General features: G+C 66.4%; 11 protein-coding genes. 4 read left to right on the top strand and 7 right to left on the bottom strand.

Going from position 1 to position 13,758, the window contains the following annotated elements; translation table 11 throughout:
* Positions 1-90 precede the first annotated feature (90 nt).
* Together G4X40_RS14265 and G4X40_RS14260 are read left to right on the top strand one after the other, a co-directional pair.
* The gene (locus G4X40_RS14265) at positions 91-1,242 is read left to right on the top strand and encodes a protein kinase family protein (RefSeq protein ID WP_277833377.1); all 1,152 of its coding nucleotides are present in this window, start codon (positions 91-93) and stop codon (positions 1,240-1,242) included.
* Positions 1,243-1,262: 20 nt separating this feature from the next.
* On the top strand, positions 1,263-2,603 hold the full coding sequence (locus G4X40_RS14260; protein ID WP_277833622.1) for a replication-associated recombination protein A: 1,341 nt from the start codon (positions 1,263-1,265) through the stop codon (positions 2,601-2,603).
* Here G4X40_RS14260 and G4X40_RS14255 read toward each other — a convergent pair.
* A complete protein-coding gene (locus tag G4X40_RS14255; RefSeq protein WP_277833376.1) occupies positions 2,559-3,071 on the bottom strand; it encodes a VOC family protein in 513 nt (170 codons plus the stop codon). The two genes, G4X40_RS14260 and G4X40_RS14255, sit on opposite strands and share 45 nt — an antisense overlap.
* Before the next feature lie 26 nt (positions 3,072-3,097).
* Between G4X40_RS14255 and G4X40_RS14250 the strand changes: the two genes are divergently transcribed.
* Positions 3,098-3,949, top strand: a complete 852-nt coding sequence (locus tag G4X40_RS14250; protein WP_277833375.1) for an AraC family transcriptional regulator — start codon at positions 3,098-3,100, stop codon at positions 3,947-3,949.
* 1,857 nt (positions 3,950-5,806) lie between these two features.
* On the opposite strand, the gene G4X40_RS14245 is transcribed toward G4X40_RS14250, so the two are convergent.
* From G4X40_RS14245 to G4X40_RS14220, 6 genes are read right to left on the bottom strand one after another with little or no spacing between them, the layout of a single operon-like run.
* The gene (locus G4X40_RS14245; RefSeq protein ID WP_277833374.1) at positions 5,807-7,174 is read right to left on the bottom strand and encodes a putative T7SS-secreted protein; all 1,368 of its coding nucleotides are present in this window, start codon (positions 7,172-7,174) and stop codon (positions 5,807-5,809) included.
* A complete protein-coding gene (locus tag G4X40_RS14240) occupies positions 7,171-7,557 on the bottom strand; it encodes a hypothetical protein (RefSeq protein WP_277833373.1) in 387 nt (128 codons plus the stop codon). The genes G4X40_RS14245 and G4X40_RS14240 overlap by 4 nt, the downstream gene beginning before the upstream one ends.
* Positions 7,558-7,600: 43 nt before the next feature.
* The gene (locus tag G4X40_RS14235) at positions 7,601-8,305 is read right to left on the bottom strand and encodes an ESX secretion-associated protein EspG (protein ID WP_277833372.1); all 705 of its coding nucleotides are present in this window, start codon (positions 8,303-8,305) and stop codon (positions 7,601-7,603) included.
* Positions 8,305-9,705 (bottom strand): hypothetical protein, encoded by a 1,401-nt coding sequence (locus G4X40_RS14230; protein ID WP_277833371.1) that lies wholly within the window; start codon positions 9,703-9,705, stop codon positions 8,305-8,307. Before G4X40_RS14230 ends, G4X40_RS14235 begins: the two co-directional genes overlap by 1 nt.
* Before the next feature lies 1 nt (position 9,706).
* Positions 9,707-10,282: a DUF3558 domain-containing protein gene (locus G4X40_RS14225; RefSeq protein ID WP_277833370.1), complete on the bottom strand. Its 576-nt coding sequence runs from the start codon at positions 10,280-10,282 to the stop codon at positions 9,707-9,709.
* Complete coding sequence (locus G4X40_RS14220; protein ID WP_277833369.1) at positions 10,279-10,611, bottom strand: hypothetical protein; 333 nt, start codon at positions 10,609-10,611, stop codon at positions 10,279-10,281. Before G4X40_RS14220 ends, G4X40_RS14225 begins: the two co-directional genes overlap by 4 nt.
* Positions 10,612-11,078: 467 nt before the next feature.
* Here G4X40_RS14220 and alaS point away from each other — a divergent pair, with 467 nt between their 5' ends.
* Entirely contained in the window at positions 11,079-13,757 is a 2,679-nt protein-coding gene (gene alaS / locus G4X40_RS14215) for an alanine--tRNA ligase (RefSeq protein ID WP_277833368.1), read from the top strand.
* Position 13,758 lies beyond the last annotated feature (1 nt).

The following is a 13,758-nucleotide window of genomic DNA, read 5'->3' as shown; positions in this document are numbered from 1 at the left end:
TCGCCGAACGCCGCAACAGCGCTCGCGTACGCTGGGCTGCGTCTGTGTACGGCACCCTTTTGTCGGCCGTACCGGGTAGGTTGAATGGTGATGACCGCGATATTGACAGAGACGATTTCCGACCACGGGGAGCATCCGGTGTCCGACGTTGTGGCCGCCGCAGAGCGGCTGCTGACGCGGCGAACGGGTGCCACCGTGACCCTCGTCGACCCGGTCGACCTCGGCGGCAGCGGTGCGGCCACGGTGGTGCGGGTCCGCGTCGCCGAGAACCCCTTCTCGCTGCCGCGCACACTGGTGCTCAAGCAGGTACTCGACGCGAGCGGCGATCTCGACCAGGCGTTCCGGCGGGAGGCGGTGTCGTACCAGTTCGCGAACTCGCTGACCGCCGACACGCGGCCCGGCCCCGAGCTGATCGCGCACGACCTCGACGAGCGGCTGCTGGTGCTCACCGACCTCGGCGACGCGCCGGCGATGGGTGAGCTGCTGGCCAACAAGGACGAGGCCGAGGTCACCCATTCGCTGATGGCGATGGCGCAGGCGCTCGGCCGGATGCACGCCGCCACCTTCGGCCGTGAGGACGACTTCGCCGCGCTGATGCGCCGCGCCGGCGGCACGCACGCCGCCGACCCGATGGCCGAGCAGGTGCACGCCGCGATCGAACAGGTCCCGGGGCTGCTGGGCGAGTTGCTCGGCGTCACCCCGTCGGAGGCGGTGGTCGGGCTGGTGACCGAGGCCCAGCACCTGTTCGGCGCCGGCGGTTACCGCGCATTCAGCCCGGCCGACCTGTGCCCGGACAACATCCTCGTCAATGGCTCCGGGGTGCGCTTTCTCGACTACGAGTTCGGCGGGTTCCGCGACGCCACGCTCGACATCGCCTACGCGCTGGTGCCGTTCCCCGGTTGCCTGTGCACCATCGACCTGAACCGCGACCAGGCGCTGTCGATGATCGAGGCCTGGCGCGCCGAGGTCGTCGGGATCTGGTCGCAACTGCGCGACGACTCCGCACTGTATGCCCGGATCCTCGAGGCGCAACTGATCTGGGTGTGGCTGAGCACCTACCTGTACCTGCCGGACGACGAGATCCGCATGACGATCGCCGGCCAGCACGAGCTCGCGTCGCCGCGTGGCGCGGCGCTGCGCCAGCGGTGGCAGGGGCTCGCCGAGTTCGCCGAGACCCTCGGCGTCACCGAGATCGCCGACCACGCGCGCGAGGTGGCCGCGGCGCTGGCGAACGGGATCTGACCGCGCCGGTGGAGTTCGATCTGTTCGACGCGGCGCTCGACGGGCCGTCGTCCGGCAAGCCCGAGGCGGTTGCCGTGGGTGCGCCGCTGGCCGTGCGGATGCGTCCGACCGGCCTCGACGAGGTGCTGGGCCAGTCGCACCTGCTCGGCCCGGGCACGCCGCTGCGCAGGCTCGTCGAGGGCTCCGGTGCGACGTCGGTGATCCTCTACGGCCCGCCCGGCACCGGCAAGACCACCCTCGCCTCGCTGATCTCGTCGACCACCGGACGTCGCTTCGAGGCGCTGTCCGCGCTGTCGGCCGGGGTCAAGGAGGTGCGCGCCGTCATCGACATGGCGCGCCGGCGGTTGGTCGGCGGCGAGCAGACGGTGCTGTTCATCGACGAGGTGCACCGGTTCTCGAAAACCCAGCAGGACGCGCTGCTCGCGGCGGTCGAGAACAGGATCGTGCTGCTCGTCGCCGCCACCACCGAGAATCCGTCGTTCTCGGTGGTCGCCCCGCTGCTGTCGCGTTCGTTGGTGCTGCAACTGCAGCCGCTCACGGCCGACGACATCGGTGTGCTGCTGCGACGTGCGGTCACCGACGAGCGCGGGCTGGCCGGGACGGTCGACGTCGACGACGAGGCGATGGAGCAACTGGTCAAGCTCGCCGGCGGCGATGCGCGCCGGGCGCTGACCGCGCTCGAGGCCGCCGCGGAAAGCTCCGCCGACCTGGCCGGGGACGATCGCGCCGAGATCACGCTGCAGGTGGTCGAGTCGACGATGGACAAGGCCGCCGTGCGTTACGACCGCGACGGCGATCAGCACTACGACGTGGTCAGCGCGTTCATCAAATCGATCCGCGGCTCGGATGTCGATGCGGCACTGCACTATCTGGCTCGGATGCTCAGCGCGGGGGAGGATCCGCGGTTCATCGCGCGGCGGCTGATCATCGCCGCGAGCGAAGACATCGGCATGGCCGACCCGACCGCGCTGCAGGTGGCGGTCGCCGCCGCGCAGGCGGTGCAGCTGATCGGCATGCCCGAGGCGCAGTTGACCCTCACCCACGCGACCATCCACCTGGCGACCGCCCCGAAGTCGGGTGCGGTCGCCGCGGCGATCGGCAAGGCCACCGCCGACATAGCGGGCGGCAAGGCCGGGCTGGTGCCGCCGCACCTGCGCGACGGCCACTACTCGGGCGCGAAGAAGCTCGGCAACGCCGTCGGCTATCGCTACCCGCACGACCATCCGGACGGTGTGCTCGCCCAGCAGTATCCGCCGGACGAGCTGGTCGGCGTCGACTACTACGAGCCGACCGCTCGCGGGGCCGAGCGGGAGATCTCAGCGCGAATCGGCAAGCTGCGCAGGATCATCCGCGGTCGCTGACTGCTCGGCCAGCCACGCGTCGACCCGCCGCTGCGCCTCCTCCTCGGAGACGTCCTCGACCTTCGTCAGGATCGCCCACCGGTGCCCGAACGGGTCCATGACCGCGCCGAACCGGTCGCCGGTGACGAACGTGGCGGGTTCCTCGTAGGCGGTGGCGCCGGCGGCGACGGCGGCGTGCCAGGTCGCGTCGACGTCCGCGCAGTAGAGCGCGTACGAATGATTCACCGTCGCAGCCGGATCCGGTGCGACCAGGTTCGACTCCGGGGAGGGGTCGGACAGTTGCAGGTGGCCGTTGCCGAAGTCGAGATCGGCGTGCGCGACGCGCCCGTCGGGCAGATCGTTGCGGGAGGCGACGGTCGCGCCGAACACCGTCGTGTAGAACTCGATCGCCGCGGCGGCACCGTCGACGACGAGGAACGGGGTGATGGTGGTGTAGCCGGGCGGAATGGGTTGAATGGATTCGCTCATGTGTTCACCTTGCCTAGACTGGGGGCGTGCGGTCTTGGACAGATGCGACAGGCGCCGCGGGGGCGCGGGGAATCATGCGGCCCGCGCAGGTCGGCACCGTGTACGAGTTGGGCAGGGTGGACGTGGCGGCGGAGTTGGCGCCGTACATCGAGTACTACTGGACGATCCGGTGGGCGCTGGACAGCCCTCGGCGCGAGACGTCGTCGGTGCTGTCGCACCCGGCCGTGCACCTGTCGATCGAGGAGGGCGATCAGGCTGCGCGGCACGGTCATCCGCTGCCGTCCGTGCTGGTGCACGGGGTGATCACTCGGCGGTTCGACATCGAACTGGCGGGGCGGGGTCGGGTGCTGGGCGTCAAGTTCCGGCCCGGCGGATTCACCGCGCTCACCGGGGTCGCGGCGGATCGGTTCACGGATCGGGTGGAGTCGCTTACCGAGTTGCGCGCCGGTGCCGCGGATCTGCGCGACGGGGTGCTGGGGTTGGAGACGGACGAGGCACGCGCGCGACTGGCCGACGAGCGGCTGTCGCGGTGGCTGCCCGAGGTGGAGGACCGCGACTATGCGCTGCTGCGTGAGGTCGTCGACGACGTGGCCGGCGACCGCACACTCATCCGGGCGGCCGCGGTGGCGCGACGGCACGGGCTGACGGACCGGTCGCTGCAGCGGCTGCTGCGCCGCTATACGGGGATCACCGCCAGTTGGCTCATCCGGCGCTATCGGCTGCTGGACGCGATGGATGCGCTGCAACGCGACCCGGGCTGCGATATCGCCGAATTGGCTGTCACGCTCGGCTGGTACGACCAACCGCACTTCACCCGCGATTTCACTGCCGCCGTGGGGGTTCCGCCGGTGCGGTATGTGCGGGGGTTGGGGGAGTGAATGTGGTGGTCGTCAATTGGTGCGACGCTTGGCTCGGTGAGCGCCGGGACGACGGTCGGGCGGGGGCGACATGGTGTTTCCGTCTGCGCCGAGTCTGTGGAAGTATGAGATTGCAGAGTTGTTGACGGGGTCGGGGAGTGTCATTGAATATCGGTATCCGTGCTGATGAGCAATCTGCTTGAGCTCGCTGGCTGGTATTCTCACGGCAACCCTGTCGACCCCGACGGTGTACAGTCCGCGCTGGAATTCTTGAGTGACCTCAATTCTCTGCGTTTCCAGTGGTGTCTTCCAGGAATGACGCAGTCGGTGAAAGTAGGGCTTGAGATGGAATCGGTAGAGGATGTACGGCCCTAAGATCAGGACCGCAGGTAGTAGCGCAAGGGCGACTGGGTCGGTTTTGTGGGTTCCAGCGGTTTCGGCGACAAGGGTCAGGGTCATGTCAGATGCCCTGCTCGTTCAGGCGTCGGTAGACCCATCGCCAGGGGCCGTACTTGTCGTACATGTATCTTCGCGAGTATGTGTAACCGTTGCGGCGGGCAATTTGCTCGAGCTGATCCCTCGTTAGGCGCGTCTCTGCCCGGTTGAACTCGACTGCGATGGACCCGGTGAGAATCGATTCGAACCGTTGAATCTGGTCGTCGAGTGAAGTGCTCCGGGCAATCTTCCTGCGGGCCCGTGCTCCCCTGATTCCGAAGTAGTAGAACATTGCGGGTAGGCAGACGATCAACATGAATATAAGAAGCGCGGACTGCGGTCTGCTCGAATGGTTGGGGCTGCTGGCGACTGCGGTAGTCATAGCCAGGACGCTTGGCAAACTATGCATTGACTTCCCATGTCTTAGTTATTCGAACCACCCGTCAGTGCAGTTGGATTATTGCGCAGGTGATCTGTGGACGTGACGGGCGTGTTCAGATATTTGCGCCACATGATGGGCTAGGGGGTATTAGGAGATTTGACGAACCGCATTTCGCGCGGAGTGTAGCGTGAGACATAGTCGGATTCATAAACGTATCCGTGCTGCTGAGCGAACCATAGAATCTGGTCTCGGGTGAAAGAGGTGGAGCAAACGGTGACAGCGACTTGGTTTCGACCGTCAAAGGTGGCATGGATGCGTGCTGCTTGAACCTCTGGTGGTTGGCTACGAAGGCGACGGCGGTTGCGTGCGTCGCGAGCCAGTGAGATAAGTATCGGAATCAGAACGAAGAATGAGACAGCTATTATGACATATGCGACGGTGGAGTTCGATTGAAATCCGGAACTTGCCAAATCATGCATGGGGGGTCCTTTGATTAGCGCAATCGTCAGATTCAACGGATGGACTGAACCGGATTGAGTTTGCAATCTCTAACGTGAGTTCTGTGAACTTTGATATTTGCCTGGCACCTCGAGTGCTCATGTCCAATGTCGCGACGGCGCTTATGTCTGGGAACGGGATTACAAGCTGCAATGTCAGCACGTTCACATCGTGATTTCCGCTGTGTGCCTTGCCGCGAGGCGCCGGGAGTGAGAAGTGGCCGCTTCGTAGGCAGGCGACAGCGACCGAATGGCCAAGTTTGTGCTTGCATACAACAATGTTCGAATTCTGCGCGCGGATGGCCTCGGCGATGCCGTCTGCAGCAGCCTCAGGTGTGGGGCGCCTTAGGCCTGACTGATCATTCAACTTTGTTGCCGACAGTAGGATGCTGGCGCCTTCGTCGGATGACTTTGGTGAGGTCAAATGGCCGAGCATCTGAATATCGGAATTCAGTAGGAATTCTTTAAAGGTGGGTGCTGCACTTGTTGAAGGTGGGTTTGTCGACGGGTTGAGTAAATCAATCGTTCGGAATTCTGGAGGGAATTCTATAGAGAGCGCGTGCATTAGTTTCCGTGGTCCTCCTTCCATCCCTGTTGGACTGCTTGGTAGATTGCTGTCGGTAGACCTGGCGCCGAGTTGATCCCAGGGAGAATGAGGTTGATTCCAGGTACGGCTGACACGAATTCGAGCGCGGTTGCTGTTTGATCGTGCGGCACCCAGTAATTGTTCAGGTCGTCAAACAATGTAGTTGTTGACTGGTCGTCACCAACATATTTCTGAAGGAAGGGGATTGCGGGGAGGTTGATGCCGAGAGTGTCGCCGATGCCCTGTGCGGCATCTTGGGTCAACTTCGGGAACTTGCCAAGTCCAAGAGTCGCGGCACCCACGCCATCGAAAAACAGTGTTTCATCGGTGACGGAATTATCCCCCGCGGTTCGTGCCAATGAGTGTCCGACGAGTGCGGTTGCTGATGCCGCACCAGAAGCGATACCGATCGGTGCTCCGAGTTCTGGCAGTCCGTAAATGTCCAGACCGGCGCCTACCAGACCGAGGACTGCGCTGACGTCGCCGAAGACATCTGCGACGTTGCCGATGATATGGCAGTTTGCCTGCGTGAAATGCCATGCGCCGATGCCGGCTTTCTCGAGTTCGTTGCCGATGACATCCAGTCCGTCGCCGAGGTGGTTCCATACGCTCTCAGCCGGCGCATCCTCGGAGGCCTGCCGCAGTGCCTTGGCGATGTCCTCGGCGAGGTCGCGGTGCTGCCGCTGTAGTCGCTTGGCCTGCTCGATGATGTCGTCGAGTTCCTGCTTGGCGCGCATGACCTTCGACACGGCGGCATCGAGCCGGGCCTGCGCTGCGGGGATCTCGTCGCGGGCGAGTACCTGATTGGCCAGGTGCAGGTCGGGATTCGCCTTGGCAGTATCGAAGTTGCGACGCGCGGCTTCGGCCTGACGTTCGTAGCCGGCGGCGGTAGTCTGCATCGACGAGAGATCGGACGACCAGGTACCCAGCAAGTGGGCAGCATTGCCCAGCGCCTGGTTGGCTCGGTCGAGCAGCGGGGAAAGTTCGCCGACCTTGTCGTGGAAGCCATCCGCGCCCTGTCCCTGCCAGATGCTGCCGGACTGTCCGACCCGATTGATGTCGCGTCCCGCGTCGACCAGCTTGCCCGCCGCGCCCGAGAGTTGTTGCGACAGTGCCTCGATGGCACCCACCGAGCCGGGTGCGGGGTCGAAACCCAGCGCCGGGTACTTCGCTGATCCCATCGAGTCCAGATCGTCACGCAACGCATCGATCTTCGAGTCGACGAGGTCGGCCACCGGGCTGGTCAGCGACCCGAGCCCCATCTCGCGGCCGAGGTCGTCGACCTTGTCGACCGCACCCTCGACCGCCGACCTCACCGCGTTGGCCGCGTCACCGAACCAGCTCATTCGTGAGGATCCATGTTGAGGATGCCGGGAACGCGCTGGGATGCCGGAGATTGCGGTGCTGGGCCGGAGCCGCCGGCGGAAAGGGGAGCCTCGAACATCTTCATCAGCGACTGGTTGGACTCTTCGGCCTTCGCGTAGGTGGTGCGGGTTTCCTTGAGCCCGTCGACCATGGTGGCGGAGGCATAGGCGATCTTCTCGATGCCGTATCCCCAGCGGTCCTGGAATCGTGCAGCCGCCGAGTCGAGCGAGTGCGTGCCGAGATCCCGTGCAGACACGTTCTTGAGCGCGCCGCTCGACTGTTTGAGCGCGTCCGCGGCGCGCCCGACCGTGTCGATGAGTTCCCCGAAGGCAGCGAGGTCGACCTTGAGTGTCCCGCTCATCATTTCCCCTGACGAAATCGTGCTGGCGACAGCATGGTCGAGGTCATCACCGCGCCCCGGCGAGGCATCGGCTCAGCTCGCGATGAATGCCGCTGAGCGACGCCGGCCGGATCTGCAGATGCCCGTCGCCGTGGATCAGGTAGCGCCCGTCTTCGGCGACATCGACCCAGCGCAGCGCCCCGACCTCGTTGTCGTGCCGAAGCACGGCGATGTGGCCGACGCCCTGACGGGGCGCACGCAGCAGGGTGCGGGCGCGGGAGGTGTCCGTTGATCGGACCTGCTGGAACACCGACGGATCGGGTTCGGAGGTCAGGTCGTCCTCGTGCAGGCTCATGGTCCGCTGTGCGCCGGGACGGACGTCGGGGATCGCCTGCATCAGCGATCCGGCGAGCTCGTCCGCTGCGCCGGTGAAGACGCGAATGTCGCGGTTGACCTCGCCGGCCTCGCCGCAAACCTGTTCGGCGAGAACCGCGGTCGAGGCTCGTCGCGCGCCGAGAAGTCGCAGATCCCGTCGGCCGCCGTCGACGGACACCGTCGCCTCGATGGCGACGTCCGGCGCCGAGAGGACGGCGAGCGCGCCCCTCAGTCGCTTGTCATCGAGGGCGTCCGCCCAGTCGTCGAGTTCGCGCTGGTGCGCCCGCTGCTCGTCGACGGTTGGGGCGGATTCGCGCCGGCGCAGGGGATACGGCATCGGCGTCGACGACACCTCCGCCCACAGACGTGCGAACTGGTGTGCTGACAAGTGCCACATCAGTCGTCGACCGCTCCGATCACCGGCGGCACCACCCACGGCAGCTCGCCGATGAGCTCGTTGCCGTTGTCGATGTTGACGAGGTAGCTCGCGGGACGGTATTCGTCGTCCTCTTCGCCGTCGTGCTGGGCGCCGTGCGCGAGTCCGGACATGGAACCGCGGGCGGCTGGGCGACCGGGTGCCACCGCACCGGTCGTTGTGCCGGCGCCGGCGGTCGCGCCTGCGCCGGAGCGCATGGCGAGATCTGCGCTGCCCGATCCGGGTGCGATCAACCCACCGAGTGAGCCCAGTGAGCCGCCGGCGCCGAGACCCGTGGCGTTGCCGAAGCCTGCGCCCGAGCCGCCAAAGCCTCCACTCGAGCCGGCAAGGCCCCCTCCGGAACCGATGACACCCCCACCAGGCCCGGTGTTGCCGATGCCACCGAACCCGGTTGCGGGATCGGACACGGACCCGACGGGAGCGGCGGATGCGGCCGCCGCGGTGGTCGGCGACCACGAGCCATCTGATGGGCTGGGGGAGCCGCTTGTCGGCTGGCCGGGGGTGCCCAGACCCGCCCCGTCGAGTGGTGCTGTGCCGGCGCCGGCGCCGGCGCCCGATCCGACCGGCGAACCCGGTGTGTCGGAGGCGGTTGCACCCTGTCCTGCAGGGCTGTCCGTCGATCCGCTGGGCTGCACGTTGTTCACGTCGATGCCGGTCTTCGCGCCTGCGCCGCCGGTCATTCCGGGCGAGCCCGCGCCGTTCGCGAGGCTCCCGTCCCCGAGTCCGCCGTTGACGACGTCGCGCGGCGGCGGCAGCATGGGCACGTCGGTGCCCGCCTGGACGTAGGTGGGGGTGTAGATGGCCTGCATGACGTGCACGGCTGCCTGACGTTCGACCTCGGCTGCGGCCTCGGTGGCCTTGGGCGCCACAGGGATCAACGAGAGTCCTGGCGCGACGGGCGGTTGTACGCCGATGCGGACCTCCTGCGCGGCGCTGGCGACCTGCTCGAGCCGACCGACCGAGGCGTGCAGACTCGTCGTGAACTCTGTCCCGGACTGGGTGAAGGCACCAACGGCGGCACGGGCTGCGTCGGCGCCGTCGCCCTCCCAGTGTTCGGCGATGAGGCCGGTGACCGATCCGTGGAATCCGAGGAGGTCGGAGAGCATCGCGGTCTGTAGCTTGCCCCATTGAGAGGCCATCGTGTTGATGGCGCCCGGCGACATCGACTGCGCGGCAGCGTAAAGCTGCTCATGTTTCCAGGACGCGAAGTTCTCCACTGTGCCGATGTACGGCCCGTCGGTCTGTCCGCTGAGGTGACTGCGGTAGCCCGCTTCCTGCTGCTGCAACTGCGTGCGTACGGCCTGTTGGCGGACGCTGACCGGGACGGCGAGGTCGGTCCAGTTCTGAGGCGAATCGGTCATGTCAGGCACCCTTGGGCATGAACTGGGAGATCATCCGGGCGGTGTCCTCGATGCCCTCACATGGAGGTGCGGACGTCTTGGTGCCGAATGAACTCGTCTGCCTAGTCAAGATCACCATGCCGTAGGTCGTCTGCATGGCGAGTGAGCAGGCTTGATCGTGAGGAATCGTCAGCGCTCGTCGACCGTCGATGGTTGTGGGAGCTGAAGTGGCGTTCCCGGATTCCTTCTTTACCTCTTCATCGAAGGTGATGTTGCCGGAGGAAATGCTGATCAAGTAGTCGGTGGACTTGAAGCTGCACGACAGGAAGGTGTAGTCCTGCGCGGGGTAATCAGTTTTCCGGCGAGTGTCGGGTTGATACCCGAGTTGGCGGATCTGCCCGTCGGAAAGGTCTGCGCAAGGATCGAATCCGACTTGCGGTCGCGTGGAGTCGTCCGTGATACGCGGTGTGTTCGTGGGCATAGGCAAAACCGATGCCGGCGACGAGCTCTCGGCTGCCGGGGGATTGCTGGCGGAGCAGCCAGCCGTAGCCATCATCGTGGTCAGGACAGCCACAGCAATGGTCGGTCGGTAGGTCATTGGAGGCCAGCCCCACTCGAGCGAATGTCTCTTGCGTTGGACTGCTCGGCCTCCGCGAACGCCATACCGCCGCCGGCGAAGTTGTCACGCATCTCCACGACGGCGTCACGGAACTGCAAGATTCGGGCGTGAACGGACTCCTCGCCGCCAGTGCCCTTGCGTGCGAAACCCGCCTGCAAGGCCTGAGCCGACGGAATATCGCCAAACCCCGACATGTCGCCAAATCGTTCAGCATCGAGCGCATGCTCTTCCAACCGAGCGATCAACCGGTCGCACTCGGCAACGATCTGCCGCGCGACATCCGGTTCCAATCGAAGTGATTTCCCCACAGACTTCCCCCGTCCCTCCCCAGTGACATGCGTCGGCAAGAGTAGCCGATCATCGGCGACCGCGGCGTACCGGCTGAGGGCAGGAACCGTGAGGGCGTGTTCCGGTCGTGCTGCACGCCGAACCTGATGCGCTTATCGACACACAACTCAGTCCGAGATGCGGACGATCACGGATACGAGGCGACTTGTGTGAGGAAAAGCGCGTCGGCAGCGGGCCGCACCGCGCGACCAGGCCAGGCGTAACCCGAACTACCGGCCGTCGCCGCGCACCAAAATCTCACCGCTAAGCGACTGGAAAGCGATTGTTGAGGTACCACCTGTCACCAGCACCCCGACGCCTCGTCCTGCCACCCACGGCGCGGGTGATCGAACGGACCGCGCGATGCCGGTAATCTGGGCGTGATGTGCACCCTCGGGTGCGCTGTGCCCGGGGCAGCCGCCTCACCGCGACATAGAAGGACCAGTCAGTGCAGACCCACGAGATTCGCCGACGCTTCCTTGACCACTTCGTCAAGGCCGGACACACCGAGGTGCCGAGTGCGTCGCTGATCCTCGACGACCCGAACCTGCTGTTCGTCAACGCGGGCATGGTCCAGTTCGTGCCGTACTTCCTCGGCCAGCAGACGCCGCCGTTCAACACGGCGACCAGCGTGCAGAAGTGCGTGCGCACGCTCGACATCGAGAACGTGGGCATCACGACCCGGCACAACACCTTCTTCCAGATGGCCGGCAACTTCAGCTTCGGCGACTACTTCAAGCGTGAGGCCATCAACTTCGCCTGGTCGCTGCTGACCAACCCGATCGACGACGGCGGCTACGGCTTCGACCCCGAGCGGCTGTGGGTCACCGTCTACCTCGACGACGACGAGGCCCAGGACATCTGGCACAAGGAGATCGGCATCCCGAACGAGCGCATCCAGCGCCGCGGCATGGCCGACAACTACTGGTCGATGGGCATCCCCGGCCCGTGCGGGCCCTGCTCGGAGATCTACTACGACCGCGGCCCCGAGTACGGCAAGGACGGCGGCCCGGAGGCCGACGAGGACCGCTACCTCGAGATCTGGAACCTCGTGTTCATGCAGAACGAGCGCGGTGAGGGCGTCGGCAAGGACAACTTCGAGGTCCTCGGCCCGCTGCCGAAGAAGAACATCGACACCGGCATGGGCGTCGAGCGCGTCGCGTTCCTGCTGCAGGGCGTCGACAACGTCTACGAGACCGATCTGGTCCGTCCGGTGATCACCAAGGCCGAGCAGCTCACCGGCCGCCGCTATGCCGCCGGTGGCCCCGAGGGGGGCGCCGACGACATCCGCTTCCGCGTGATCGCCGACCACGCCCGCACCGCGGCGATGCTCATCGCCGACGGCGTCAACCCCGGCAACGAGGGCCGCGGCTACGTGCTGCGCCGGCTGCTGCGCCGCATCGTGCGCTCGGCCCGACTGCTCGGCGCCGAGGGCGCGACGATGAGCGAGTTCATGGCGGTCGTTCGCGACGAGATGTCCCCGTCGTACCCGGAGCTCAAGACCGACTACAAGCGCATCGAGAACGTGGCCGTCGGCGAGGAGACCGCGTTCCTGCGTACCCTCGCGTCCGGCTCGAAGATGTTCGAGTCGGAGGCCGACGAGGTCAAGGCGGCCGGCAAGAAGGTGTTCGGTGGCAGCGAGGCGTTCGTGCTGCACGACACCTACGGCTTCCCGATCGACCTGACTCTCGAGATGGCGGCCGAGGCCGGCCTGTCCGTCGACGAGGACGGCTTCCGTTCGCTGATGGCCGAGCAGCGCGCCCGCGCGAAGGCCGACGCGCAGGCCCGCAAGCACGGTCACACCGACCTGATGGTCTACAAGGACCTGCTCGATCGCGGTCCGACCGAGTTCACCGGCTTCGCCGAGCTGAACACGGAGGCGAAGATCATCGGCCTGATCAAGGACGGCCAGAAGGTGCCCGCCGCGTCCGTCGGCGAGCAGGTCGAGGTGATCCTGGACCGCAGCCCGCTCTACGCCGAGGCCGGCGGCCAGATCGCCGACACCGGCATGATCACCGCCAACGGCGTGCGGCTCAAGGTCGACGACGTGCAGAAGATCGCCAAGAAGCTGTGGGTGCACAAGGTCACCGTCGAGGAGGGCCTGATCGCCGAGGGCGACGAGGTGCTCGCGCAGGTCGACGCGCAGTGGCGCCACGGCGCCACCCAGGGCCACTCGGGCACCCACATGGTGCACGCGGCGCTGCGGCAGGTGCTCGGACCCAACGCGGTCCAGGCCGGTTCGCTGAACAAGCCCGGCTACCTGCGTTTCGACTTCAACTGGCAGGGCGGGCTGTCCGAGCAGACCCGGCACGAGATCGAGGACGTCGCCAACGCGGCCGTCTCCGCGGACTACCAGGTCAACACCTTCGTCACCGACCTTCCCAAGGCCAAGGAAATGGGCGCCATGGCGCTGTTCGGCGAGAACTACGGCGACGAGGTGCGTGTCGTCGAGATCGGCGGACCGTTCTCCATGGAACTGTGCGGCGGCACCCACGTGGCGCACTCGTCGCAGATCGGCCCGATCACGCTGCTCGGCGAGTCGTCCGTCGGTTCCGGCGTGCGGCGCGTCGAGGCGTTCGTCGGCCTGGACTCGGTGCGCTACCTGGCCAAGGAGCGCGCGCTGCTGCAGGGCCTGGCGTCGACGCTGAAGGTGCCGACCGAGGACGTGCCCGGCCGCGTGGAGAACCTCGTCGAGCGGCTCAAGGTCGCCGAGCGTGAGCTCGAGCAGTCGCGGGCCGCGGCGGTGCTGGCCTCGGCGGGTTCGCTGGCCGACGCCGCCCACCGGATCGGCGACGTGCTGCTGGTCGCGGAGAAGGCCCCGGCTGGGGTCGGCGCGGGCGACCTGCGCACGCTGGCGACCGACGTGCGCGGCCGGTTGGCGCAGCAGGCCGCGGTGGTCGCGTTGTTCGGCGACGACGACGGCAAGGTCCCGTTCGTGGTCGCCACCACCGACGGCGCCCGCGAGCACGGCATCAAGGCCGGCGAGCTGGTCAAGGCTGTCGCGCCGGCCATCGGCGGACGCGGCGGCGGCAAGCCGGACATGGCGCAGGGCTCCGGCACCGACGCCTCCGGCATCGAGGCGGCGATCGCCGCCCTGCGGGCAGCGCTCGCGGAAGGAAGCGCCTAGC

This window comes from Speluncibacter jeojiensis (assembly GCF_029589495.1).
Lineage (GTDB): Bacteria > Actinomycetota > Actinomycetes > Mycobacteriales > Mycobacteriaceae > Speluncibacter > Speluncibacter jeojiensis.
Note: the sequence above shows the minus strand (reverse complement) of the source record. Positions and strands in the feature narration are given on the sequence as shown.

Coding starts and splice junctions, on each gene's coding strand:
- G4X40_RS14265 (WP_277833377.1), top strand. CDS start 91: ATGACCGCGATATTGACAGAGACGATTTCCGACCACGGGGAGCATCCG.
- G4X40_RS14255 (WP_277833376.1), bottom strand. CDS start 3,071: ATGAGCGAATCCATTCAACCCATTCCGCCCGGCTACACCACCATCACC.
- G4X40_RS14245 (WP_277833374.1), bottom strand. CDS start 7,174: ATGAGCTGGTTCGGTGACGCGGCCAACGCGGTGAGGTCGGCGGTCGAG.
- G4X40_RS14240 (WP_277833373.1), bottom strand. CDS start 7,557: ATGATGAGCGGGACACTCAAGGTCGACCTCGCTGCCTTCGGGGAACTC.
- G4X40_RS14235 (WP_277833372.1), bottom strand. CDS start 8,305: ATGTGGCACTTGTCAGCACACCAGTTCGCACGTCTGTGGGCGGAGGTG.
- G4X40_RS14230 (WP_277833371.1), bottom strand. CDS start 9,705: ATGACCGATTCGCCTCAGAACTGGACCGACCTCGCCGTCCCGGTCAGC.
- G4X40_RS14225 (WP_277833370.1), bottom strand. CDS start 10,282: ATGACCTACCGACCGACCATTGCTGTGGCTGTCCTGACCACGATGATG.